Origin of the sequence: Pseudomonas viridiflava (genome assembly GCF_001642795.1) — a bacterium.
GTDB classification, from domain to species: domain Bacteria; phylum Pseudomonadota; class Gammaproteobacteria; order Pseudomonadales; family Pseudomonadaceae; genus Aquipseudomonas; species Aquipseudomonas viridiflava.
On record NZ_LKEH01000017.1, the window covers coordinates 186,809 to 211,376 of the forward strand.

Consider the following 24,568-nt stretch of genomic DNA (forward strand, 5'->3'; position numbering starts at 1 on the left):
TTACCGGAAACGGCACGTCAGAGCCGGGTAAAACTGTCGATCGCAAGACTTTTCGTGAAGAGAAGATGCGGGCAGCGGCGAGGCTGCCCGCATGGCAACGTCAGTTCTGCGGACGTTGCTTGGTCGCGTCCAGCTCTGCTTTTTTGGCAGTGGAGATTTCGGTGATCTTGGCCGATTTCTCGATAGCCATATCAAAGGTGGCGGACATTTTTTCGATCGCTGCGTCAGAGTTGCCGGAGCTTACGGGTGGAGTAGAACTCATGTTGTTTCTCCTTGCTTCGAGGGAAGTTGTACCTGCCGACAGGCAAGCCAAAAAAGCGATGACCGGACACTTTTGCGCATTGAACTGCGCGCTTCATAGTTGGCGATTACGCCACTAAAAAAGTTTGTTGTCCGACCCCACAAATACTACGCAGCGACTATTGGACTGTGCTGTGAAACGTTGTGAATTTGCGAAAACAGGTATAAACGAAAGATATCGGACAAGTAATATCAAAATGATATTTATCAACAGCAATTATATTTTTCGGAACAGTGAACTTTATATCAGACGCCGGCAGCTCAACGCGTGCGGCACAGAGACAGACGTGCCGTGCCCCAGGGCGCTTTCAAGCCGGTTGTGAAATGTTGTGAAAAAGCACTTCGCAACCCTTATATGTCACGCAGCAATGTTAGTGTCATGCAAGTAACACCCTGCACTATCGCAATTGGCCGCCACTAAACCACGGCACAATTCAATGACCCGCTCACGCTCGCAAGTGTATGTCGCCCGAAAGGCCGAGACTGGCCTGTGCCTCTTGGCGAGGCAACGCGCGGTCCGTTTCGAGACGAAGTCCAACCGTTACAACAGGAGTCATATGGTATGTCGACACCCTCGATAGGTCAGACACCCGGCCCTCTTCCCTCGGCAACGCCAGGCTTCAATGCCAAGGCCCGTTTCACACAGTTGCTGCAGACCAGTAACCGCAATGGCACTCAGTACCGACCGGCTGGCGCCAACGATAAAGCGCCGGCGCTGACTGACTACACCTCCATTGAAAAGCCAGGCACGGTTGCGGCCGACACGGTGCGCTACGTCACACAGGATGGCGACCACGTGCTGGTCAGCAAATCCACGAGCCCGGCGCTCTACCAACAGGTGGTCGAAGACCAGCCGCGCGTGGCCGGTTTCAAGGCCAGCGTCGAGGCTGGCTACGCGCTGGCCAACGCTGACGCGGCGGCACCCGAAACGCTGAGCGGCTATTCACGTATCGGTCCGCCGGACGAAAGCGGGCCGGGGCTCATTCGTTATGAGGCCGCCGATGGCAGCAAGGTCATTGTGTCGCGGCAGCAGAGCCCTGAACTGTTCAAACAGGTAGCGTCTGACTTCAAGGCCCTGTCTGGCGTGGGCAGCAGCCAGCGTGAAGGCTATCGCGTGGCAGGAGCGGATGAGAAACCACCCGAAAAACTGGGTGACTTCGCCGTGGTCGGGCCGGTGGATGAAGTCGGTCCCGGAGTCATGCGCTACGTGGACCGCGAAGGCAACAAGATCGTCGTGGCAGAGCGTGACAACCCTGAGCTGTACAAGGCCGCGAAGGACGCATTCACGAGCCTGACCGGTTTGAGCAAGAGCGAAGGCGAAGGCTATCGCAGGGCGGGTGACAACGAAGTGTGGCCGCCCGTGTTCGGCACCACGGTCGGCCCGCTGGACGAAGCGGGTCCAGGCACCATCCGTTATGAACACAATGGCGAAAAGGTCGTGGTGGCGCGGGACGATAACCCGAAACTGTTCGAGTACCTGTCAGCCTTGCGAACCGTCGTGTCCGATCCGGAGAAAAGGAAAGCACTGGAAACAGCCGTCAATGAGGGGCAAATTCTGGCCGACGGTAATACCCCGATCCCGAAACTGGGCGACATCACCGAGTTCAACTGGGTCACCGGCCAGGAAGGCAGCCAGATAAGCTACAAGAATCAGGCGGGTGAGCGAATCGTCGTCTCCGAATCCTTGACGCCCGAGTTGTTCGAAAAGGTCAGCACGCTCAACGATACCTGGGCGAAGATTCACAGTAGTGAAGCGGAAGGCTACAAACTGGCTGGCCCGAACGACTTCCTGAAAAACAAGGACATTGTGATTGGCTCGCCGGATGAGCTGGGCGATGGCCTGATCCGGTTCGCCAACGGTGATGACAAGTTCATCGTATCCAAGGATCAAAGTCCTCAGCTGTATGACGATGTCGTTGCGAAATGGAACGAGCTGGGTACGGGCAATATCGGTGAGACGCGCACCCGCCACAACCTGCCTCCCGCTGCCGAACTGGACCTGATGGGCCAGAAAACCGGGGTCAAGGCTGACAAGGACGATGAAAACTCTCCCGAGCTGAATGTCGGCGAACTGGCCACCAAAGAGCTGCTGGATCAGTACCGCGAAGGCGTCAAGAAGGGGGAAATCCCCAAGGATGATCCGCGCGCCAAGCTGGTGAGAGCCATCGAAGCACAGGCCGCCTACGACAACGGCCGTGGCCTGACCGGCTATGAAGAAGCCCAGGGCGCCTTTGGTGGTACATGGCGGGAGTTCGACAGCAAGCAGACTCAACTAAGTTCGGCGGACATGCACGACATCATCGATGGCGGCAAGCTGCAGGAACAACTGACGACGCTGTTCTCGGATCCGACCGTGCAGCAGGATTACCAGACCAAGATGACCGACGCGCTGGGCAAGGTGCCCGACAAGGACGCCATCAAGCAAAAGCTGATCGACCTGACGGCCAATCCCGATTACGTGCTGTACCTCAAGGACCTCAAGGCGCAGGGCCTTGGACAGGAAGCCCAGAAAGACCTGAGCGACACCCTGTCATCGCTGGCACTGGTCGACCCCGAGGCAGCGAGCAAGGCGGCGCAGTCGATCCAGGCCGATGGCCTCACCAGTGACCTCAATGACCTGGTTGCCGACCCGTCGAAGATCAGTGACGAAAACAACGCACTGGCCACCAAGGACCTGTTCGGCCTGCTCAAGGGCGAGCTGAAGGGCATTCTGGTCGACCTGCCCCGCCACCTGCAGCCCACGTTCGAGAAATTCATCCAGGAAGGCGTCGTCGGCAACGCCAAGACCGAGGACATCGCCAAGGCGCTCAAGGAAGTCGGCAAGGCTTACCAGGAAAAAGGCTCGGTGAGCGAAGCCGACATCAAGACCGCCCTGTCCAAGCCCTACATCCCGGTTGCCGACCGCGGCAAACTGGGTGAAATCTTCAACACCCTCAACAGCAAGGGCGTGATGGGCTCGGTGGCTGCGGGGGTTTCACTGTTCTCGGCCATTTATCAAATGGTGGGTCAAGGTGGAAAACTGGGCGAAACGCCTCTCCAGCGTCTGAGCATTGCCAAGGACTTCATCAGTTTTGCCGGCGGCGCGAGCCATTTCGTCAAACTGGCCGACAAGGTGGGTGACCTGATGGGCAAAGGTGGCCTGGTCGACCTGCTGGGTCTGGACAAGACCGTACCGGAAATCTGGGGCAAGTCGGACATGAAGCCGCCCAAGGTCGAAGTCAGCCCCAGTGGCCTGAGTGCCGAGCGGCTCGCCGAGATCCGTACTGCGCTGGACATCCCTGACAACCAGCGCATGGACCTCATCGGCGACCTGACCGGCAATGCGCAGGCCGAGCACAAGGCAATGGAGGGTATTTCCCAGCGTCTGGACAGCGAGGTCAAACTCAAGCCCGGTGTCTCGGCCAAGATTGCGGGCTCGGTGGTGAAAGTATTGGGACCGGCGACTGACCTGGCGGGCGGTTTTGCCGACATCGTACTTGGTGCCTTCACCATCAAGGACGGGGTCAAGTCCGGTGACAAGCTGGCTCAGGCCGCGGGAGGCTTGCAGATCGCGGGCGGTGCATTCGGCGCGTCTGCCGGGGTGCTGGGCACCGCAGCGCTGGTTGGCGCGGGTGGAGCAGCCGCTACCGCGCTGGCCGGGCCGTTCTTTCTGGTCGGGGTGGTTATCGCCGTGGTGGGCGGGATCATCGGTTACTTCGTCGACCACAACAAGAAGCAGAAAGCGTCCGAGAAGGAAAACGACTGGTATCGGGATCTGGCCGCCGATGGCCTGTTGCAGGCCGACTGGGGCGACAAGGTGGAATACGCGCATTACTCGATTCACCATTATCGCGAACGCGAAGCGCCTGAAGACGACAGCCTCTTCCGTTTCCAGCGCGCCGAGTGGGAGCACTTCGACGAAACGCCGCAGAAAAAAGGCTCGTCCAGCAACCGACTGGATGAAACGTTGCACGTGGAGTACGGCGAACCGCACAAGTCGCCGGATACCCAGCAACGTGACGACCTGAGGAACGCGCCACGCTGGGGCGGCTCGAAGGTCTGATCAGCCTTTCAGCCATGGTTACAACCCGAAAGCCGCTTCCCTGGAAGCGGCTTTCTGCCCTTCACTTGGCGAACAGCTGACTCATGTCCTTGAACGCCTTGAACTCCAGCGCATTGCCGCACGGATCGAACAGGAACATGGTGGCCTGCTCGCCGACCTGCCCTTTGAAGCGGATGTAAGGTTCGATCACGAACTGCGTCCCCAGCGACCTCAGGCGCTCGGCCAACGCTTCCCACTGTTCCCAGTGCAGGATGATGCCGAAATGCGGAACCGGCACATCGTGACCGTCCACCGCATTGCTGTGAACGTGTTCCTGCGAAGACGTCTTCGGGTGTTGGTGGATTACCAACTGGTGCCCGTAGAAATCGAAGTCTACCCACTGCTCGCTGGAACGACCTTCAGCCAGGCCGAACACTTCGCCGTAAAAACTGCGCGCGGCAGCCAGGTCATAAACAGGTATCGCCAGATGAAAAGGTGAAAGGCTCATTGCAGGCTCCGGGGTCAGGTCTGTTGGGCGGGACGTCGGCGCGTCCTTCTGGATAACGCCGGGTCAATCATATGCGCGAGGACTCAACACTAAAATCAATATATATTTCTCGAATACACAAAAGGGATTTATCAATGATTCGCGAGCTCAAGACCCTGGTAGCCGTTGCACAGGCCGGAACCTTTGCTGCGGCGGGCAACCGGATCGGGCTGACCCAAGCGGCGGTCAGCGCGCAGATGCAGCGTCTGGAGGCCGAACTGGGCTTTGCGCTATTCGAGCGCAAGGGCCGTTCGGCGCAGTTGAATCGCATGGGGCATCAGACCCTGCTACAGGCGCAGGAGCTGATTCGGCTCTATCACAATCTGGGCTCGTCTCCTGCCGGTCAGCCCGCCGTGCTGCACCTCACCATCGGTGCCATCGCCTCCATGCAGTGCTCATTACTGCCGGACGCGCTGGCGGCCTTTCATCGCTCATGGCCGCAGTGCCGGACGCGAGTGATTCCGGGCGTTTCCATGAATCTGGTCAATCAGGTGGATGCCGGCGAAATCGATCTGGCGGCGATTATCCGACCGCCCTTCTCGCTGCAAAGCGATCTGCGCTGGACCAGTCTTGCGCAGGAACCCTACCGCCTGATCGTGCCTGCCGAGATACCGGGCGATGACTGGATGCAATTGCTCTCCTCACAACCCCTGATTCGCTATGACCGCTCTTCGTTTGGTGGCCGGCAGGTGGATCGTTTCCTGCGCCAGATGCCGTTCAGCGTCCGGGAAGTCTGCGAGCTGGATGAGCTGGAGGCCATCATCAAACTGGTCGCCCGTGGCCTGGGCGTGGCGCTGATACCGCAGACGGCCAGCCACCATCCCTGGCCTGAAGGCATCCGGGCGCTGGACCTTGGCGAGCGGACCTTTCATCGAGACGTGGGCCTGGTGCACCGCGACCGGCCAAGCCTGAATGAACCGACTATTACCCTGATCGACCTGCTGCAACGACCTTCTACGGCTCAGTGACTGACAGCTGTCAGGCAGATCACGGTGAAAAAGATCGAACTCGCCGTTTCGTCGTCCTCTCCAAGGAAGACAGCCATCAACGAGGAACCCACATGAGTAATGACCACGCAAGACCTCAGGACAAGGCGTCAGAAGACCAGCCCTACACCCCCACCGTCGACCAGTCCGGCGAACCTGTCGAGGTCGTGCGCAAGGACATTGACAATCAGGACTCACCTGCCGAAGGCGTCGACAAGATCATCACCCCGACCTCCAACCGCGAAAAGGAGCAGGACGCCGAGACCCTCAAGGAAAAGAACCGCGAGGTCGAAGACAAGCTTGCAGGGCGGGAGTGAGGGGCGCAAACGTGACTTGAAACACGCGGCTAGCTCACTGCCCCGCAGTCTTTGCCATTTGTGACGCAGAGCGTCACGGGCGGCATACCCACGCGGAGCGTAGGTACGATCAGTGTCGAGGCCGGCTTGCGCATAACGAGGAGCGCCGAGCATGGGAACGATCACTATTTGTCGGCTCCACCATGATCGTTCCCACGCTCTGCGTGGGAATGCCGCTCAGGACGCTCTGCGTCCCGACGTACGCAAGAGAAGCACGCTGGCAAATCAGTCCGTGAGCAGCTCTTGCAGCCCCAACGCATCCCCCACCGCCGCACCGCTGGCGGTATTGTCGAACAGGCACCAGGTCGCTGCGCCCTCCTGCTCGGATCGGCGTAACTGCTCGGCAATCGTCGCCAACCGATCTGCACCATACGGACTGTGGTAGATCTGCGGCGAGCCATGCAACCGCCAATAGCGCAAACCTTCCCAGCCCGCTGGAACGTCACCACCTGACACGGGTGACGGGTCAGCGGCAACCTGTCCGATACGCTGCTCGACCAGCAGCGGCTGTGCCTGCAGCCAGGACTCGTGGCGCGGCTCGAGCACCGCATGCCCGGTATAGCACTCACGCAATAACGCAAAAAAGCGTTGCGCGATATCGGCGTCATAGCGAAACGACGGAGGCAGCTGAATCAACAGGCAACCCAGCTTGTCACCCAGTTGCATGCACTGCTCGAGAAAGACCCTCAACAGGCTTTCGCAATCATGCAGACGCAATTCATGACTGATGGTCCTGGGCAACTTCACGGAAAAGCGAAAGCCTTCAGGCACCGACTCGGCCCAGCGCGCATAGGTCTCTGGACGATGAGGACGATAGAACGAGCTGTTGATCTCCACCGCATTGAAGCGTGCCGCATAACGCTGCAGATGGGTGCCTTCATCAGGAAATACGGGCCAGTATTGACGCGCCAGGCTCCAGCCCGCGCAGCCGATAAGGAACGCGCTCAATACAGCACCCTGCCAGCCTCGCGCATGAATATCTCCACTGTCTTGGGGCCGACTCCCTCGAATGCCAGCAGGCGCTTCTCGAAATCCGCCCTGCCATCACTGGCTTCGTGAACATTGAGAAGCTTGCCGCCGTATTCCTCGTTCAGCTTGCTGGCCAGTGCCAGCAGCCGTTCGGCAGTGGACTCGTCATAGCGCACATAATGAGCCTGCCCCAGCATGTCGACCAGTTCGCGATGCGTGCAGCTCGCCAGCTTGCGGGGTGTGTCACGACCCTTGTGCTCAACGATCACCCGGTAGGCTTCGCAGGCAATTTGGGCCTGAATCCTTTTGCCCATCAGAAAACTGGCGATCAGCCACTTGAACAGGGATTTCTCCTTGTCCGCGCTGAAGTCGATCTGCAGGTCAGAGGCGGTCACGGACTGGCTCATGGCGATTACTTGCTCTGCTCGGACTTGCCCTGCTGCATCTGTACCGAGGACTTGCTGCCGTCGGTGTTGTTCTTGGTCTCGTTACCCGAATTGTCGAAGCAGCCGTGCAGGGCCAACAGACAGAAAAAACCCAGGCAGATCGCTGGCTTGCTCATGTGAATACTCCTGATCATTTCATTGCATTGAAAGGCTGCGGCGATTGAAACGACGCGCCTTCCCTTGCAGACAATCAGGCCGCACGCAGGGTTTGTTCAGTCTGTTCGACGGCACGACCAACGGTCGTGATGCCAGGCATCAAGGCCCACCGAACAGCATCGTCCAGTAAACGCCATAATCGGTCTGTGGGCCGGTCGCATACGCCACGCCCACCTCGGTGAACATCGGATTCATGAGGTTCGCGCAATGCCCGGGGCTTGCCAGCCAACTGGCCATGGCCTTGCCTGGCGTGCTCTGACCTGCCGCGATGTTCTCTCCAATCTGTCGGCCGCTGTAACCTGCCGCACGGGCCCGGTCAGCAGGCGAGTCGCCATCGAAACCGCGATGCTGAAAATAGTTTTCGCTGGCCATCGACTGGTTGTGGCCCTGAGCGGCCAGTTCCAGCGTCGCATTCCAGACCACAGGCTGCGCCGCTGCAAACGGTCGTTTGCCGCACATACGGGGTTTGGACCGCGCTTCATTGATCTGTGCGAGCAGCAGCTTGCCCGCCGAGCGGGTGTCACTCAGCTTGCTGTCGATCAAGGGACGGGCCAGCACGATGCGCCAATCGTTTCGTTCCCGAGTGATGCCGACATCGGCGTACTGAGCGTCCAGCAACGCGCCGCAGTAACGCGCCTTGAGCATGCCGACCGCCTCGTTGGCGTCCTGCGCGCCTGCAAGACGGATGGTGCGTACGGTTACCGCCTGATAGCCCGCAGCCTTGAGCGCATCGCGGGAACTGCCGTTGAAGACGATGGGCAGCGTGACGCTATCGTTCAGCACCAATGGGCGAGCCACCTTGGAGGTTCGCGACTCACAGCGCTGCGGCTGCGCACGGTAGGCATTGATGCTCTGGACCATCTGCTGCCCTTCGCTGGCCATGGCAGGCGCGGCAAACAAGGACGCGAACGAAATCAGACAGAGCCGGACACGCCATGGAAAACGGAGGTGCTTGCGCATGATGGGCATGGACTCTGGGGAAGGAAATAGCCGTAAAAGGCAGGGACTGCCCAGCGGACTGCGGCCCTTTTTTAAGGGCCCGAATAGGACCGTGCAACTGACACATGGTTCATGGCAGCACAGCACCACCGCTTAGAGTTTTCCGATTTCCCCGGTGGCCTCGCCCAGGCTGGCCAGTGTCTGTTCGATGTCCAGCACAGCGTGATCCAGCTTGACGAACGACTGCTGCAACGCCTCCAGATCATCGACCGTCTGATGTCCGCGCAAATGCGCCACCCGCTCCAGCTCGCTGCGCTCAAGGCCTCGAATGTCGTCGCGCAATCGCTCAAGCGTTACCCAGACAGCATCAAACCGCTCATGACGTTCATGCTTCACTTTCAACTCCCTTCATCGGCAAAGGTTTCAGGTTCGCGGCTCACAGCTCGCAAAAATTCAGAGCGCGGATCCGGGATGCCATCCCAGCTGACGCCTGATAATCCGACGATAGGGCGTGTCGATCTGCTCGGGAACCTGCTCGATGTAGTCGCGCGCATGCTGTAGCGTTTCACCGGTCAGACCCGAAAGGTAAGCCACCGCATCCTCGACCGACGGGACCCGGCCTTCAATGCCGTTGAACCGGGGCGGCAATGCCGTCCAGATAACGGCATCGATCCGCCGCTCCCACGCCCATTCCATCAACACGCCTACCGGCTTGCGTGAAACCAGCAGACTGGCGATAGCGCCTTCCCGCTCTTCAGGGATTTGCTCACGCTCACGCAACGCCGCGCAGGCCTCCTCGACGCTCGACACTGCAAGCAGCGCCCAACACACTTTCACGGGTGGTGCGTTCAGGCAAATGGCGGTGGACAGCTCGCCTCCATCCGCCACCCGCGAAAATTCGATCGGCAGCGCGGGACCGTCCCCGTACCACTCACCTGCCAACGGAAGCGCGCCCGGCTCCCACATCAATGATCCCCAGCCCAGGCATGCAATATTCAACGTCCAGCCTCCACAGATTCATCCGGATACCGCAACTGTGACAACGCGCCCGAGCAATACTCCCTTGCATGACCAACGTTTCACTTCATGAAACCGCCTGTCAGGGCCGAAGATCATCGCTTTGAATTTCCGGTTTGAATCAAGATCATTTTTCAGACACGCACCGGCCAGACCGAAGCGGTGTCGACTTTCAGCCATGGGAGCCCTGAATGAAGGAATTGATCACAACGGTCACTGAGGGAAAACGGGACACAAAGCCTTCTCTGACGAGCGATATCGCCAGCAGGCTGAAGCAGGTTTTGAAGGTGATCATTCGCGAGCTTCGTCCGGAAGCCCCGCGCAGACGCTTGCTGGAACGCTGCCGCAAGCGGCGGGACGAAGAGTGAGACGCAGGTCATGAACAGCGTATCTCGAATTGAGAGGAGGCGGTCGTGCGCATCCATCATCTGAACTGCGGTTGCATGTGCCCTCTCGGCGGTGCGCTGTTCGACGGCTTCAGCCGAGGACTGACCGCGCGACTGGTCTGTCACTGTCTGCTGATCGAAACCGACAACGACGGACTGGTGCTGGTGGATACCGGTTTCGGAACCGAAGATGTCGAGCAGCCTTCAAGGCGTTTAAGCCGGTTCTTTCGCTACTTCAACAATATTAAGTTGGAGCAGCGCTATACCGCATTGCATCAGGTACGGCAGCTGGGTTTTCGTGCCGAAGATGTTCGCCATATCGTGCTGACTCATCTGGATTTCGATCACGCTGGCGGTCTGCATGATTTTCCGCAGGCCAGCGTACATGTCATGCGTGACGAAATGTCCGCGGCCAGCAACGCCGCCGGTTGGCGCGATTCGCGCAGATTTCGCGCTCCGCAATGGCAAAGGGTGAATGACTGGAAACTGTATGACGCTGACGGCGACCGCTGGAATGGCTTTGGCGCTGTACGCACGCTGCTGGGTACGGGCGATGACGACATTCTTCTGGTTCCGCTGCGGGGCCATACCCTTGGGCACGCAGGCATTGCCATTCGCACGCCCGAGGGTTGGGTGCTGCATGCAGGCGATGCCTATTTCTACCATGGCGAAATCGGTTCAGCCGAACGCAGCTGCACGCCGGGACTGCGCTTTTACCAGCGCATGATGGACACCGATCACAAGGAGCGCGTCGCCAATCAGATGCGGTTGCGCAACTTGTCGCTTTCAGCGGGACGCGACCTGCGCATCTTTTGCAGTCACGACGCCATCGAACTTCAGCAGGCCATCGATCATTCATCTGCGCAACGCTCCAGAGCAGACGCAGACTGAGACGTTGCCTCTGATCGGTGCACCTGGCAGAAAGTCAGAACCAACCGTCACTGCAATGCTCTGAAACTCACACGCCGCAGCCCCCGAAAGGAATCACTCCCCCATGGCCAGTCACGAAAAAGCGTCACTACGACGCGCGATCACCGCTCCGATGCTGATGCTGTTCATCCTTGGCGACGTGCTCGGCGCCGGCGTCTATGCGCTGGCAGGCACCATCGCCGGACGCGTGGGCGGAGCCATCTGGGCGCCCTTGCTGATCGCGCTGTGTTTTGCCCTGCTGACGGCAGCGTCCTATGCCGAACTGGTCACCAAGTACCCGCGTGCGGGCGGCGCTGCGGTGTATGCCGAAAAAGCCTTCGGCAAACCCCTGCTGTCCTTTCTCGTGGGCTTCTCGATGATCGCGGCAGGCGTCACCAGCGCAGCGGGACTGGCCGTTGCGTTCGCCGGTGACTACCTGCAAGCGCTGATCAGCGTGCCACCGCAATGGGTCTGTGTCGGGTTTCTGGTTATCGTCGGACTGTTGAATGCACGAGGCATCAAGGAATCGCTGGGGGCCAACCTGCTGATGACCACCATCGAGCTGAGCGGACTGGTGATGGTGATCGCCGCTGCAGCCTGGTTCGTCGGCCAGGGTCAGGGCGTTCCGCAACGGGTGTTCGAACTGGACACGGCCTCCCCTGCAACGGCCATTCTGGCGGCATCGCTGCTGGCGTTCTATTCCTTTGTCGGTTTCGAAACCTCCGCCAACCTGGCCGAGGAAATCAAGGATGTACGCAAGGTCTATCCCCGCGCCCTGTTCGGAGCATTGCTGATTGCCGGTGCTGTGTATGTGCTGGTGGGCGTGGGCGCGGCCATGGTGTTGCCGGTCGATCAGTTGAAGGACTCGCAGGCGCCGCTGCTGGACGTGGTGAAGGCATCGGGTCTGGGGATTCCATCAACCTGGTTTGCCTTGATCGCACTGATCGCGGTCGCCAATGGCGCGCTGTTGACAATGATCATGGCCAGCCGCCTGACGTTCGGCATGGCGCGCGAAGGTCTGCTGCCTGCGATTCTGGGCAGCGTGCTGCCGCATCGACGCACACCCGGCGTTGCCATTCTGGTCACCACCCTGGTCGCCATCGCGCTGTCGTTCACCAGCACCCTGACCACGCTCGCCGAAACGGTGGTGCTGCTGTTGCTGTTCGTATTCCTCAGCGTCAATGTGGCCGTGCTGGTGCTCAAGCGGGCCAAGGTCGAGCCTGCGCACTTTCAGGTTCACTGGGTGATTCCCGTCCTTGGGATACTCTCCTGTCTGTTGCTGTTGACTCAGCAAGGGCCGGAAACCTGGCTGCGGGCCGGGGTCATGCTGGTGGTCGGTGCGGTGTTGTACGGCCTGACTCGGCTGGGCAGACCGCAGGCAGTTTCACACATCAGTGAATAGACTCGCCATGGTGAGCGGCTCCGCGGCTGAACCAGCGGTGCAGCAAGCGCTCCAGATCATCGATGTAAGTGAATGCGACAGGCACCACCAGCAGACTCAAGGCGGTAGACGTCATCAACCCGCCAATCACCGCAATGGCCATGGGCTGTCGGAAACTCGCGTCAGCCCCCAGTCCCAAGGCAATCGGCATCATCCCCGCGATCATCGCAAGGGTGGTCATGATGATCGGGCGAACGCGCTTGTGGCAGGCATTGATCAGGGCATCTGCCACTGAAAGGCCCTGCTTCCTGATGCCCATCACCGAATACTCGACCAGCAGAATCGAATTTTTGGTGACGATCCCCATCAGCATCACCAGACCGATCAGGGACGGGAGGCTCAACATGCCCCGGGTGAGCAGCAAAGCGACAAAGGCGCCACCTACCGACAGTGGAATGGCGAAAAGAATGGTCAACGGCTGGAAGAAGTCGCTGAACAGCAGCACCAGCACCACGTAGACGCAAACCAGACCAATAATGATGGCCATGCCGAAGCCTTCCATCAATTCGGCCATGATCTCTGCATCGCCTGTTTCAATCAGCCTCACGCTGGACGGCATGGACTGGATCGCTGGCAGGGATCGGGCAATGGCCAGTGCCTGGCCGAGCGGCATGTGCCCCAGATCGGCGCTGACATTGGCATAGCGCCGTCGGTCATACCGGTCGATCTGGGTCGGGCCACTTTCTACGCTCAGTTGCGCGACGCTCGATAAGGGAACCAGCCCGTCCCGACCACGCACCCGGAGACCGGCAATGGTTTCCAGGTCCTGCCGCGCGGCTTGTGGAATACGCACCTGTATCGAGATCTGACGGTTATCCAGGTTCAGCTTGGCCATCTGCGAATCGAAGTCACCATTGGTCGCAATGCGCACCGTCTCACCGATGGTCGCGGTGGTGACGCCGCGCTCGGCTGCCTGCCGGGCATCCGGGCGAACCACGATTTCCGGACGCTCCAGACTCGCGGTCGACGTAATGTTCGCCAGGCCGGGTACATCCCGCAACTCACGTTCCAGCGCCTGGGCGGTCGCTTTGAGCGCTGCCGGGTCATCACTGGAGAGGATCAACGCCATCTTCTCGCCAAGACCGCCGCTGCCCAACGAGAACCGTGCACCCGGGACCCCATGCAAGACCCCGCGTATGCGGTTTTCGATATCGGTCTGACCGGCGCGCGTACCACGGTCAGAAAGCACAAGAGTCATGGTCGCGCGACGCAATTCAGCCGCCTGAGTTTGTCCATGCCCGGCAGACTGAGCCACCCCCACCGTACTGAACACATGCTCGATACCCGGAATGTCCTTGATGACGCGACTCACCGCCTCGACCGTCGATCGGGTAGCCTCCAGACTGCTGCCCGGAGGCAGTTCCACATTGATGTTGCTATATCCCTTGTCGGACGCCGGAATCAAGCCTGTCTCCAGAAGCGGGACCATCGCTATCGAAGCGACGAACACCAGCAGGGTAGCCCCCAGGGTCAGGCCACGATGTTTCAGGCACCAGCGCACCGCGCCCAGGTAGCGCGTCATCAGCGCTCCATCCGCCGGTTCCTGCTTGTCGGGATGTGTCTTGAGCAGATAGGCCGCCATCATCGGCGTGAGTATTCGCGCTACCAGGAGCGAGGACAGCACCGCGACCACCGCGGTCCAGCCGAACTGCTTGAAGAAAAGACCGGGAACGCCGCTCATCATGGCAGTAGGCAGGAACACCACCACCAGGGTCATGGTGGTCGCCATGACAGCCAGGGCAATTTCCGTCACGGCGTCACCTGCGGCCTGCTTGATGGGTTTACCCATGCGACTGTGCCGTTCGATGTTCTCGATCTCGACGATGGCATCGTCCACCAGAATGCCGACGATGACCGCCAGTGCGAGCAGCGTCAGGGTATTGAGCGAGTAACCGAGCCAGTTCATGACCAGAAACGTCGGCAGCACCGACAAGGGCAATGCCGAGGCGGAGATCAGCGTGGCTCGCCAGTCGCGCAGAAACCACCAGACCACCAGAACCGCCAGCAATGCGCCCTCGTACAGCATGTGCATCGAGCCCTCGTACTGCTCGTGCGTGTAGTCGACAGTTCCTGACACCTTGGTAAAGGAAAGCGTCGGGTCAGCGGCGTGCAATTGATCGAGCGCACTGATCACGCCAGCGGCGACGCGGGTCTCATCGAACCCCTTGGCGCGGAACAAGCGGAAACCGACCACCGGCTTGCCATCGAGCGTCGCGATCTGGGTACGATCGGCATAGGTATCCTTCACCACTGCCACCTGATCCAGATTGACGCGTCGGCCGTTGCCCAGCACCACTGGCAAGCGGTTCAGTTCAGCGGCTTGCCTGACCGTGGCGATGGTCCTTACCGCCTGCTCGGCGTTGCCCATCTGCCCTCGCCCGCCGGATGATTCCTGTTCGACGTTTTTCAAGGCGCGCGAGACTTCCGCAGCGGTAGCGCCCTGTGCGGCGAGGCTCGATGGATCGACTTCCACCAGTACCTGACGCTGCACGCCCCCGACCCGCTCGAACTTACCGATGCCCGGCACGCCAAGTATCGTCTTGTTGATGGTGTCATCCACAAACCAGGAAAGCGCTTCCTCATCCATCTTTGTCGAGGCTACCGCGTACAACAGGGTCGCGTCGTCACCGCCGACCCGGACCGCGCTGATGGAGGGCTGCTCCAGATCGGTGGGCAGGTCGGACCTGACGCGGTCTACTGCATCCTTGGTCTCGATCAGCGCATCGGAAAGTTGCTTTTCCAGAATGAACTCGACATTGATGGTAACCAGTCCGTCCACAATGGACGTGGTGATGTGCTTGATACCGGACAGCGTAGCCAGCGAGTTCTCCACCTTGCGCGCCACTTCGGTTTCCAGTTGTGCAGGAGCCGCGCCCGGCTGGGTCAGCGTGATGACCACGGTGGGCAGATCGACATCCGGCATGTTGGCGATGGGCAAGGCGCGAAAGCCCATGACGCCAGCCAGGGAAAGCAGAATGAAAAGCAGGATGGAAGGAATAGGGTTGCGGATCGACCAGGTAGCAAAATTCATCATTCACTCCCCCGCTTGGGCAGGTGTTGCGGCAACGTTGACCAGGTCGCCATCGTTCAGAAAACCGGCGCCCTGCACCGCGACCCTGTCTCCTGCGGCAATGCCGGACCGAATCTCGACATGGCTGTCCTGCCGCCGCCCCACCGTCACCGCCTGCAGGCTGATGCGGTTATCGCCGAGCAGTACCGGCACGTAGCTGCGGCCATCGCGAATCACCGCGCTGGCCGCCGGGACGATCACCGCAGGACGTTCGGCCAGGCTCACCTTGCCGATGGCGTACATGCCGGCACGCGCAGTGCTGCCGGGATCGATGTCAGCATAGGCCAGGCCAAGCCGGGTCTGGCTGTCCAGACTGGGGGCCAACTCGCGGATGCTGGCGGACGCGGACGTGCCGTCAGGCAATTGGAGGTCGATGTGCTGACCCGACTGCACCTGAGCCATTTGTGCCGCATTCAGCTCGCCGCGCCACTCCAGACGGCCTTGGCGAATCAGACGAAATAACTCCTGTCCATTACCGTAAACAGCGCCAGTTGTGGCGCTGCGTGCGCTGATCACGCCATCGTCAGGCGCAATGACTCTGGCATAGCGCAATTGCAACTGCGTGCTGGTCAATTGAGCTCGAGTGACATCGGCCTGGGTTTCATACTGAAGCACGTCCTGATCGCTCATGCCGCCCGTGCCTTTCAACAGCAATGCACGCTTGCGGTTGGCATCGGCCTGTAGCCAGTTGGCCTTGAGTCGCGCTTCATCGGCGCTCAACAGATCGGCATCGAAGGTGGCGAGCAACTGCCCGCGCTTCACACGATCCCCCACGTTGACGCGCAAGTCCGTCAGCCTGAGATTGGCAACCTGAGCGCCGATGACGGCCTCTTCCCAGGGTGCAACCGAGCCACTGGCTTCGATGATCGTGGGCCAGCGAGTGTCGACTGCTGCGGCGACGGTCACGGTCAGCGCCGGAGCAGGCTGGTGGGTTGACGGGGTCGCTTCGGTCGGGCGCATATACAGCACACCGCCGGTGATCAGCATCGCGCACGGCACGATCAGGCTCAGTGACCGCCGGCCGAAAAGTGAGGCCAGGATCGATAACTTATTCATGAGAGGTGGTGTCCGGGGTCAAGGTGATAGCAGCGCCCGTGGCTTTGACGAGCGCGATCCAGGCTTGTCCCTGATCGCGCCGGGCGGAGATTTCTGCGTCCTGTGCCGAGGCGAACTGTCGGCGGCTGTCTTCCAGCTCGAACAGGCTGATCGCTCCGGCTTTCCATTGGTCGTTACTGACAGTGAACGTGGTATGGGCGGCATCGACACCCTCCCGGGTCGAGGTCACCCGCGCTGCTGCCGAGGCCTGCTCGGCCAGCGCGTTCTCCACGTCCTCGGCCGTGGTGCGAACCGTGGCCTGCAAATTGGCAGTGGCACGCGTGTAACGAGCCTGGGCACTCCTGACATTTGCCGCCCCCGCCCCGCCATCGAAGAGCGGACCGGTCAGGCTCGGGCCAATGGACCAGGTGTTGAAATCGAGGCTTGAGCCTGCCGCGCGAATCCATTGTCCGCTCAGGGCCGCCGCCAGATCGATACGCGGCAATCGGTCAGCGCGGGCCACTGCGATATCGGCCCAGGCTGCTGCCGCCTCTCTTTCGGCTGAAACAACGTCGGGGTGCGATGCCAGAACCGTGGCAGGCAGCTCGGGCAGCGCACGGGGTGCACGCGGCATGAACACTTGATCTACGCCGGGTCCCGCCTGCGTGATACCGACATGCCGACGCACGACATCTGAACTCTGGCCAGTCAACGCCACCAGCGCATTGACCTGACGGGCACATTGATCGACCTGGGTCGCCAGGCTGGTGCGCGAACTTGCCAGGCCTGTGAGGATGCGTGCCTCATCAACCGAGCTGGCAAGCCCGGTGTTCAGACGCAGTCGGGTCAGCGCCAGTGTTTTCTCCCGCGAGGCGATATCGTCGAGCCATACGCGCCGTGAGTTCTCGCAGGCACGCAGCGACAGCACGTCGTTCGCGACATCGGCAGCCAGTGTGAGACGCGTTGAAGCGGCATCTGCTGTGCGGGCGCCCAGGTGATCCCGGGCCGCTTCCACCGACTGACTGATCCGACCGAACAAGTCAAGTTCCCAGATGAACGCTGGCCCTGCCGAGGCCGAGTTACTCAGCATCGTCACGCCTGACGGAATCGGCGAGGTGTTACGACTCTTTGTCCGGGTAACGTTGGCGTCCAGGTCAACGGCAGGCATCGTGGCAGCCCCTTTGACGCCCAGGTCAGCTCTGGCTTCTTCAACCCGGCTCAACGCCTGGATCAGGGTCGGGTTGTCGGCAAACGCCGCCTTGGTCAGAGCGTCGATGGCGTCATCGTGAAGAAGATGCCACCACGAAGTCTCCACGCCTGCACGTTGGTTTTCAGGCTGGCCATGCTGTGCGGTCCAGGCGGTTTGCGCCCTCAGCGGAGGTGTCACATAGGCTGGCTGCAAGGCACACCCGCCTGACACCAGCATCGCCATGCCCAGTGCATACGTCGACAGTGGCCAGTACCATGGATCAGCGGACGAGCGTCGTCCGCGCTGGCTCGCGCCACATAAAATTCTGGAAGTCATTTGAGTAACCGAACGTAAAGGCACATCAAGCCGTCAGCGGCACGCGCAATGCTTGCCACACCGATCCGGCAACGGTCGAAACGCGTGCGCGTTCAATGTGAAACGACGAGTTCCGATACCGGGTTGCGCCAACGCGTCTCGATCCTGGCGTCGTCCGACCGATAGCCGAGTGCGATGACCAGCGGAATCACGGCGCCACGTGGGATGTTCAGGAGTCTGGCAACCTGTGAGGCGGAAAAGCCTTCCATGGGGCAGGTGTCGATACCTTTTGCGGCGGCACCGAGCATCAGGGTCTGTGCCGCGAAGATGGCATTGCGTGCCGCCCATTGACGACCACCCAAATGGCCTATGGGAATCAGGGAAAGCGTCGGACGAAGGAGCGCTGCAAAAGCGACAAAGGGCGACCACAGCGCGCAAGAGCCGATTCCAAGAATCTTCTGGAACATGCCGATTTGCTTGCGGTAATAAGCTTTGGAGTTTTCCTCCAGTCCTGTTGAGCCTTCGACATGCTCAAGCTGTGCATTGGCGGTACGCAGGCCCAGTGCGGGGCTTGCGACCACCACGATGAGTTCGGCTGCCGTTGCAGCGGCTTTCTGCCCGTTACAGGCCTCCGCCATGTTGGCTTTCAACACAGGGTCGCGAATCCAGTGCAACTGGTAAGGCTGCATGTTACCGCTGGAAGGTGCAAAAGCCGCTTCCGCCAGCAGAGCCTGCACGTCACTTTCGGCAACAGGGGTGGCGTTGAATTTCCGGATGGCTCGACGAAAGCGATTCGCGGCCTGAAAGGTTTCCCACGCAAGTACGGGATCAGGTGTGTTCATGATTCGATTCTCGGTACGTGAAGAACGTTGTGTTTTCACGACTCAAATCGTAAGTTAATACTTAGTTTTTAAAAACTCATGTTCCGGAGCGCCCCATGAGCAAAAGCCGAACATCCGTCAAACCCAGAAAAACACCGGCTCAGGCGCGCTCTCGTGCGACCGTTGACGCGATAATTCAAGCAACGACTTACATTTTGACCAAAGTCGGCTGGGATGGCCTCACCACTAATGCGATTGCCGAACGTGCGGGTGTCAACATCGGCTCGCTGTATCAGTTCTTTCCGAACAAGGAGGCGATTATTGCCGAGTTGCAACGACGACACGTTGCCGCCACGCGCACCGATCTGGTGGACGTATTGCAAGACCTGCCAGAGTCGCCCACGCTTCGAGGTGCCCTGACCATGATCGTCGAGATGCTCGTCGCCGAGCATCGCGTTGCACCTGCCGTGCACAAGGCCATTCATGAGGAACTGCCACTGACGGTGCGACGATTGGATACCGATAGAGATACGCTGCAACGGCGCTTTGCAGAAGTGCTGACGCCGCTCATGAAGAATGTGCCCGACCCGGACCTGTCAATCTATCTGATGGGCGTTGCAGCCCACGCAATCATCCACACCGTCACCGCCGACCGGCCTGCACTCCTCGCACGACCCGACTTCGTTCCAGAAGTGGTTACCCTGATTGAAAACTATCTGCACAGGCCCGCCCCTGAACCAGGCGCCGATGGCTGAAGATCGGGCCAGGTCACGTTGCGCCGCCGCGACACGGAAACGACAGCGTCACCTCCACACTCATCTGCAACTGAAGCTCACCCCTCGAGAACTGATTGTGATGAAAAGACTGTCCGTATCCGCCATCGCCGCCCTCACCTTTCCCATGTTGCCTTTCGAGGCTGCGTTCGCCGAGCAGTCGAGCCTGAGCCTTGGTCTTGGCGCAGCCATCAACGAAAGCCCTTATGCCGGAGCGGGTACGCAGGTCAATCCGCTGCCGCTGATCAAGTACGACAGCGACAGCTTTTTTCTGCACGGCATAACCGGCGGCTATCATCTGGTGGATACCGGCGTATTTTCCCTGGATGCCATCGTGTCTCTGAACATGGACGGCATTGATCGCGATGACTTCGGTCGCCGTGAGTTGGCCAGAAATGGCATCGACCGCGATCTGCTGGAGGACCGCGACAATGGCTTCGACGCCGGTCTTGCAGCCAGTCTGCGGGGCAGCGGCGGGCAACTCGAGCTGGTCGCGAAATCAGACATCAGCGGTACCAGCGATGGCTACTCGATGAACCTTGAATACGCGTATCCGATCCGTTGGGGCGAAACGCGCTTCAAGCCTCATATCGGCGCCACGCACATGTCCGCCAATCTGGTCGATTACTACTTCGGCACCCTGAGCAAGGAACAGGAGCGCGGCATAACACGCTACCGGCCAGGGAGCGCCAACGTTTCCTACATTGGTCTGGGCTTCTCTCAACCCATCGGCAAACAGTGGGAAGTGTCCGGCAATATCCGCTACACCAGCCTCCCTGACGAACTTGCCGACAGCCCGCTGGTGGAGGATGGAACCAACAGCTCGACATCAATGTTCATCGGTATTTCACGCAAGTTCTGATGCCTGTCAGACTGAATCATCAACGATACAGCAGAGTTCCAGCCCCTCATGATCGAGCGTTCACTGAGCGTGTTAATCGTCGAAGACAATCTGGCCCTGGCGGCCAACATGTTCGATTACCTGGAGGCCTGCGGACACACGCCCGATGCAGCGCCTGACGGCAAGGCCGCCATGCGCCTGCTGCTGGAGAACACCTACGATGTGATCGTGCTGGACTGGATGATGCCTCGCATGGGCGGCATCGCACTGCTGCACCACCTTCGTCATGAGATGGGTAGCTCAATTCCGGTGATGCTGCTGACGGCCAAAGATCAGTTGGAAGACAAACTGGAAGGCTTCGAATCCGGGGCGGACGATTACATCGTCAAGCCTCTGGCACTGCCTGAACTTGAAATCCGTCTACGGGTGCTGGCGGCGCGCAGTCAGCCACGTGCCAATGTGCGACAGACGCTGGAGGTAGGCGATCTGAGGTTCGATCTGGGCACGCAGACCATCACGCGAGCGGGAAAGCAGTTGCCCTTCTCGCCCATAAGACGAACCCTCTTGGAGGTGCTGATGCGCAACTCGCCCGACGTTGTCACGCGGCCCCAGCTTGAGGCGCTGGTGTGGGGAGATCGAGTGCCGGACGGCGATCTGCTGCGCTCGCACATGCATTTGCTCAGAAGGACCATCGACAGCGATTGCGCGGCCGGGAACCGGCTGTTGCACACGGTATCGGGTGTCGGCTTTCGTCTGTGCGTGCTTTCATGACCGACTTCTTCGGCAGCCGCGGCAGCCTGCACCGGCTGATCAGTCTGATTCTGGTCGGTTTCGGTCTGCTGATGACGGCCGGTCTGGCGACTCAAGCCTCCATGAGTCAGGACCTCATCGACCATCCAGTCTGGAAAGAGCTGCTGGAAACCGCGACGCAAAGCGCGCTGAAGTCACCTTCGCCGCCCGCTGCACAGGACATGGGCAGAATCAGGGTCTGGACACTCACGAGCGGCCGGCCTGCACCTGACATGCCTGCAGAACTCACTGCGCTTGCGCCGGGTTTTTACAGCGAAGGCGATCTGGACAACGGCCTCTGGTTTCCCGGCGATTCGGATTATGCCGTACTGGTCACAGCGCTCGAATCCGGACGCATGATCGCCGCCATCGACATCAGCGATCTGGAGCACCAGCAGAACAGGATTGCGCTGATCGGGGCCCTGTACCTGCTATTGAATCTGGTGCTAATCATTTGTGCGATTGCCTGGCTGTACGTGCGCATGCGTCGCCCGGTTCAGGAACTGGCCCATCGCATGAAACAACTTGATCCGGAACGACCTGCGCAGCGCCTGCCGGTGCACTACGTTCAGCAAGAACTTCAGGAGATCGCCAGCGGCATCAATGCGCATCTGGAGCGGGTCGAGCAATTCATGGCACGCGAGCGCAGCCTGCTGGATCAGGCCAGCCATGAATTCCGCACGCCGATTGCCGTGATCAGCGGCGCGCTGGATGTGCTGGACCGGCAAACGCTGCCAGCCACTGCCACGCCGCCTTTGCAACGCATGCGCGCCACGGTGGAAAACCTCACGGAGATCATGGTCGCCCTGCTCTTTCTTTCCCGCGAGCCGAAGGTCGCCAAGGCGGACGACCCCATCGAACTGGACCGCCTGTTGCCCGCGCTGGTCAAGGATCATGAACACCTGCTGGACGGTAAACCGGTCCGGTTCTCCATCCACATCCATGAAACCCTGACCGTGCCCGCCCCGGAAGCCATGCTGCGCATCGCTATTGGCAACCTGCTGCGCAATGCCGCCGAGAACACCTACGACGGCACCATTGCAGTAAGGCTCAAGGACGGCATTGTCAGCGTGACCGATTCAGGCGAGGGCTTCGACACGGCCGAAGCGTCCCGGCGCTACCTGACCATGGTCAGACAGTCGACCAAAGCGGGGACCGGAAAAGGATTGGGGTTATTCCTGGTGCGACGTATCTGTGATCGTTTTCACTGGCGCCTGACCCTGGAATCGATGCCGACGCTGGGTACCTGCGCCCGCCTGGACTTCAGCCCATTGCCTGAAATCGGCGAAAAAACGCACGCTTAATGGTTGCAATCCGGACTCATGCCAAGGCGTCGGTGCCGGACGTATCAAAGGTGGTCGCGAAGCACACCTGATTACGACCAAGATGCTTGGCTTCGTAAAGTGAATTATCGGCGGACTTGAGCATGGCCTGCGGCGTCATGCCGGCTGCGTTGTCTACCGTCATGGCGCCGATGCTGACAGTGACCGCTCCCGTGGCGTTTCCCGCATGCTCGATGTGAAGCGACTCCAGCTGGCTGCGGATCTCCTGGGCGATGCGCATGGCACCCTCGCGGTCAGTGTTGGGCAGCAGAGCGGTGAACTCTTCCCCGCCATAACGAACCGCCAGGTCCTGCGGCCGCCGGACCGCCGCCTGCAGGGCACCCGCAACCGCCTTGATGCAGGCATCGCCCGCAGGATGACCGTAAAGATCGTTGTAGGACTTGAAGTGATCGATATCCAGCATGAGCAGGCTGATTCGGGTTCTGCTCTTCTGCGCCCGTTCAAGCTCGACGGGCAACAGCTCATCCAGGCTTCTTCTGTTGAGCAGTCCGGTCAGACTGTCTTCAGCCGCCATTTTCTGCAGGATAACTTGAGTGCCTTCCAGCTGCGTTTGCAGGGCGTGACCGATCCTTATCTGTCGCATGAGCGCGTACGCAAAGACCAGAATCCCGAGGGTGACCAGACTGACAAAGGCCAGAGAGGTATACAGCTGATGATGCCAGGGCGTCAGAATTCCATCCTTCGACATGCCGGCCTGAACCACCAGAGGATAGTGATCGATACTCACGTATCCGTTGATTCTTTCCATGTTATCGATCACGGATTTGATATGCGCAATACCTGATCTGGCATAGGGCAAGTGATCCATGAACACATTCCCCTTCGCGACACTTGCACCGATAAGGTTTTCGAAGAAAGGTCGACGCGTGAGAATTGTGCCGTCATCAAGTGAGATCAGGAAAATGCCGTTGTCGTCCAGATGGAAGCCCGCGTAATACTGGTTGAAGTACTCAATGGACATCGTGACCAGAAATACGCCCGCAAAACTGCCGTCGGGGTTATTGATTCGCCTGGAAAGAGGCACGACATAATCACCGGTCGAGCGACTCTTGACGACCTTGCTGACATGCATCTCCCGGTCGCCGGGATGAGCCCTGTGGTAGATGAAATAATCCCGGTCCGCGTTGTTGGCTGACACAGGAATCGAATCCTTGTCGGTAAGCAGCCAGTTTCCATCCTTGTCGTACACGAAGAAGCCATGAATCTGCGGCATCAGGTCCGAGCGCTTCTTGAAGACAGTACGCAGCCGCTCCTTGTCCATGGAATCGATCCCATACCACTCGATTCGCTCGAGTACACCGGCGGAAACCGCATCGATTTCCCTGACCGCATCCTCTGCATGCTGGGCGGCGGCTCGCGCCAGGTTGGCGACATTGCCCTCACCTTCACGAATGTGCTGGTCGTAACTTTGCCAACTCACCCAGACGAATACGGAGAGAATTGAAACGATCACAATCACAACGAAACACGCGACCAGTCTTTTGACTGTCGAATGACGTTGCGCAGAAACATCAGGCATCGACATAACGCATCCAGCGATATAGCCAGCACTGTTGATGCAACAGATGACTTGCGTGCAATGAACATCCAAACGGCGAGACAACTGCCCGCTGAATATCCAAAACGACCAATCTGCCATGAACTGCCGTGACTGAAGAGCAGCATGTGGCATGGATCTTAGTAGTCGCTCGGGAATATAGCGAGATGATGTACATAACGCCGGAGCTTGGGCAAACATCTGCGCCACATTCGAGAGCGGACGCAGAGCGTCGCGGGCGGCATACCCACGCAGAGCACTCATCGTTATACACAAGTCATCTGGCTATCCGGAGAGGCAGCGGTATTGATGTGCTTTTGTAGCGCGATGGCATGAACACCGCAGATCGCGACGTGGGTGAAGGCTGAGTCCTGGCGCTGAT

General features: G+C 59.7%; 23 protein-coding genes. 10 read left to right on the plus strand and 13 right to left on the minus strand.

Annotated features, from left to right (window positions below; genetic code table 11):
* Positions 1 to 100: 100 nt before the first annotated feature.
* A complete protein-coding gene (locus AO065_RS27240) occupies positions 101 to 262 on the minus strand; it encodes a hypothetical protein (protein WP_003377029.1) in 162 nt (53 codons plus the stop codon).
* Between the two features lie 600 nt (positions 263 to 862).
* Between AO065_RS27240 and AO065_RS02035 the strand changes: the two genes are divergently transcribed.
* Positions 863 to 4,342, plus strand: coding sequence for a hypothetical protein (locus AO065_RS02035; protein WP_004886361.1), 3,480 nt, complete (start codon positions 863 to 865; stop codon positions 4,340 to 4,342).
* 61 nt (positions 4,343 to 4,403) lie between these two features.
* Here AO065_RS02035 and AO065_RS02040 read toward each other — a convergent pair whose 3' ends face one another.
* Positions 4,404 to 4,829 carry a VOC family protein gene (locus AO065_RS02040; RefSeq protein WP_004886358.1) on the minus strand — a complete coding sequence of 142 codons (426 nt, stop codon included), beginning with the start codon at positions 4,827 to 4,829 and terminating at the stop codon, positions 4,404 to 4,406.
* A 134-nt stretch (positions 4,830 to 4,963) separates the two neighbouring features.
* On the opposite strand from AO065_RS02040, the gene AO065_RS02045 reads away from it, so the two are divergent.
* Together AO065_RS02045 and AO065_RS02050 are read left to right on the plus strand one after the other, a co-directional pair.
* On the plus strand, positions 4,964 to 5,836 hold the full coding sequence (locus AO065_RS02045; RefSeq protein WP_004886356.1) for a LysR family transcriptional regulator: 873 nt from the start codon (positions 4,964 to 4,966) through the stop codon (positions 5,834 to 5,836).
* Positions 5,837 to 5,928: 92 nt separating this feature from the next.
* Positions 5,929 to 6,171 (plus strand): hypothetical protein, encoded by a 243-nt coding sequence (locus AO065_RS02050; protein ID WP_004886354.1) that lies wholly within the window; start codon positions 5,929 to 5,931, stop codon positions 6,169 to 6,171.
* Between the two features lie 264 nt (positions 6,172 to 6,435).
* On the opposite strand, the gene AO065_RS02055 is transcribed toward AO065_RS02050, so the two are convergent.
* From AO065_RS02055 to AO065_RS02075, 6 genes are all read right to left on the minus strand, one after another.
* Complete coding sequence (locus AO065_RS02055; RefSeq protein ID WP_004886353.1) at positions 6,436 to 7,158, minus strand: DUF72 domain-containing protein; 723 nt, start codon at positions 7,156 to 7,158, stop codon at positions 6,436 to 6,438.
* On the minus strand, positions 7,155 to 7,586 hold the full coding sequence (locus AO065_RS02060; protein WP_004886351.1) for an HhH-GDP family DNA glycosylase: 432 nt from the start codon (positions 7,584 to 7,586) through the stop codon (positions 7,155 to 7,157). Before AO065_RS02060 ends, AO065_RS02055 begins: the two co-directional genes overlap by 4 nt.
* 5 nt (positions 7,587 to 7,591) lie before the next feature.
* Positions 7,592 to 7,741 carry a hypothetical protein gene (locus AO065_RS27245; RefSeq protein WP_004886349.1) on the minus strand — a complete coding sequence of 50 codons (150 nt, stop codon included), beginning with the start codon at positions 7,739 to 7,741 and terminating at the stop codon, positions 7,592 to 7,594.
* Positions 7,742 to 7,880: 139 nt separating this feature from the next.
* Positions 7,881 to 8,750 carry a CAP domain-containing protein gene (locus AO065_RS02065; protein WP_004886347.1) on the minus strand — a complete coding sequence of 290 codons (870 nt, stop codon included), beginning with the start codon at positions 8,748 to 8,750 and terminating at the stop codon, positions 7,881 to 7,883.
* Between the two features lie 123 nt (positions 8,751 to 8,873).
* Entirely contained in the window at positions 8,874 to 9,116 is a 243-nt protein-coding gene (locus tag AO065_RS02070) for a hypothetical protein (protein WP_004886345.1), read from the minus strand.
* Between the two features lie 57 nt (positions 9,117 to 9,173).
* The gene (locus tag AO065_RS02075) at positions 9,174 to 9,719 is read right to left on the minus strand and encodes a hypothetical protein (RefSeq protein ID WP_032652093.1); all 546 of its coding nucleotides are present in this window, start codon (positions 9,717 to 9,719) and stop codon (positions 9,174 to 9,176) included.
* Positions 9,720 to 9,928: 209 nt separating this feature from the next.
* Here AO065_RS02075 and AO065_RS26920 point away from each other — a divergent pair, with 209 nt between their 5' ends.
* The 3 genes from AO065_RS26920 (at position 9,929) to AO065_RS02085 (ending at position 12,434) form a co-directional block, all read left to right on the plus strand.
* Positions 9,929 to 10,105, plus strand: coding sequence for a hypothetical protein (locus AO065_RS26920; RefSeq protein WP_155500426.1), 177 nt, complete (start codon positions 9,929 to 9,931; stop codon positions 10,103 to 10,105).
* Between the two features lie 45 nt (positions 10,106 to 10,150).
* Positions 10,151 to 11,014, plus strand: a complete 864-nt coding sequence (locus AO065_RS02080) for an MBL fold metallo-hydrolase (protein ID WP_004886343.1) — start codon at positions 10,151 to 10,153, stop codon at positions 11,012 to 11,014.
* Positions 11,015 to 11,117: 103 nt separating this feature from the next.
* Positions 11,118 to 12,434, plus strand: coding sequence for an APC family permease (locus AO065_RS02085; protein WP_004886340.1), 1,317 nt, complete (start codon positions 11,118 to 11,120; stop codon positions 12,432 to 12,434).
* Here AO065_RS02085 and AO065_RS02090 read toward each other — a convergent pair.
* The 4 genes from AO065_RS02090 to AO065_RS02105 all read right to left on the minus strand — a co-directional run bounded on the left by AO065_RS02090 (position 12,424) and on the right by AO065_RS02105 (position 18,924).
* A complete protein-coding gene (locus AO065_RS02090; RefSeq protein WP_032652107.1) occupies positions 12,424 to 15,504 on the minus strand; it encodes an efflux RND transporter permease subunit in 3,081 nt (1,026 codons plus the stop codon). The two genes, AO065_RS02085 and AO065_RS02090, sit on opposite strands and share 11 nt — an antisense overlap.
* Positions 15,505 to 15,507: 3 nt before the next feature.
* A complete protein-coding gene (locus AO065_RS02095) occupies positions 15,508 to 16,599 on the minus strand; it encodes an efflux RND transporter periplasmic adaptor subunit (RefSeq protein WP_004886336.1) in 1,092 nt (363 codons plus the stop codon).
* Positions 16,592 to 18,103, minus strand: a complete 1,512-nt coding sequence (locus AO065_RS02100; RefSeq protein WP_198430952.1) for an efflux transporter outer membrane subunit — start codon at positions 18,101 to 18,103, stop codon at positions 16,592 to 16,594. The genes AO065_RS02095 and AO065_RS02100 overlap by 8 nt, the downstream gene beginning before the upstream one ends.
* Before the next feature lie 92 nt (positions 18,104 to 18,195).
* Entirely contained in the window at positions 18,196 to 18,924 is a 729-nt protein-coding gene (locus tag AO065_RS02105; RefSeq protein ID WP_004886332.1) for a nitroreductase, read from the minus strand.
* A gap of 95 nt (positions 18,925 to 19,019) precedes the next feature.
* Here AO065_RS02105 and AO065_RS02110 point away from each other — a divergent pair, with 95 nt between their 5' ends.
* The 4 genes from AO065_RS02110 to AO065_RS02125 all read left to right on the plus strand — a co-directional run bounded on the left by AO065_RS02110 (position 19,020) and on the right by AO065_RS02125 (position 22,610).
* Positions 19,020 to 19,658 carry a TetR/AcrR family transcriptional regulator gene (locus AO065_RS02110; RefSeq protein ID WP_032652088.1) on the plus strand — a complete coding sequence of 213 codons (639 nt, stop codon included), beginning with the start codon at positions 19,020 to 19,022 and terminating at the stop codon, positions 19,656 to 19,658.
* Between the two features lie 100 nt (positions 19,659 to 19,758).
* Positions 19,759 to 20,538: a MipA/OmpV family protein gene (locus AO065_RS02115; RefSeq protein WP_004886327.1), complete on the plus strand. Its 780-nt coding sequence runs from the start codon at positions 19,759 to 19,761 to the stop codon at positions 20,536 to 20,538.
* A gap of 48 nt (positions 20,539 to 20,586) precedes the next feature.
* A complete protein-coding gene (locus tag AO065_RS02120; protein WP_004886324.1) occupies positions 20,587 to 21,288 on the plus strand; it encodes a response regulator transcription factor in 702 nt (233 codons plus the stop codon).
* A complete protein-coding gene (locus tag AO065_RS02125; RefSeq protein WP_032652086.1) occupies positions 21,285 to 22,610 on the plus strand; it encodes a sensor histidine kinase in 1,326 nt (441 codons plus the stop codon). The genes AO065_RS02120 and AO065_RS02125 overlap by 4 nt, the downstream gene beginning before the upstream one ends.
* A 16-nt stretch (positions 22,611 to 22,626) precedes the next feature.
* Here AO065_RS02125 and AO065_RS02130 read toward each other — a convergent pair whose 3' ends face one another.
* Positions 22,627 to 24,450: a sensor domain-containing diguanylate cyclase gene (locus tag AO065_RS02130; RefSeq protein ID WP_122551933.1), complete on the minus strand. Its 1,824-nt coding sequence runs from the start codon at positions 24,448 to 24,450 to the stop codon at positions 22,627 to 22,629.
* Positions 24,451 to 24,568 lie beyond the last annotated feature (118 nt).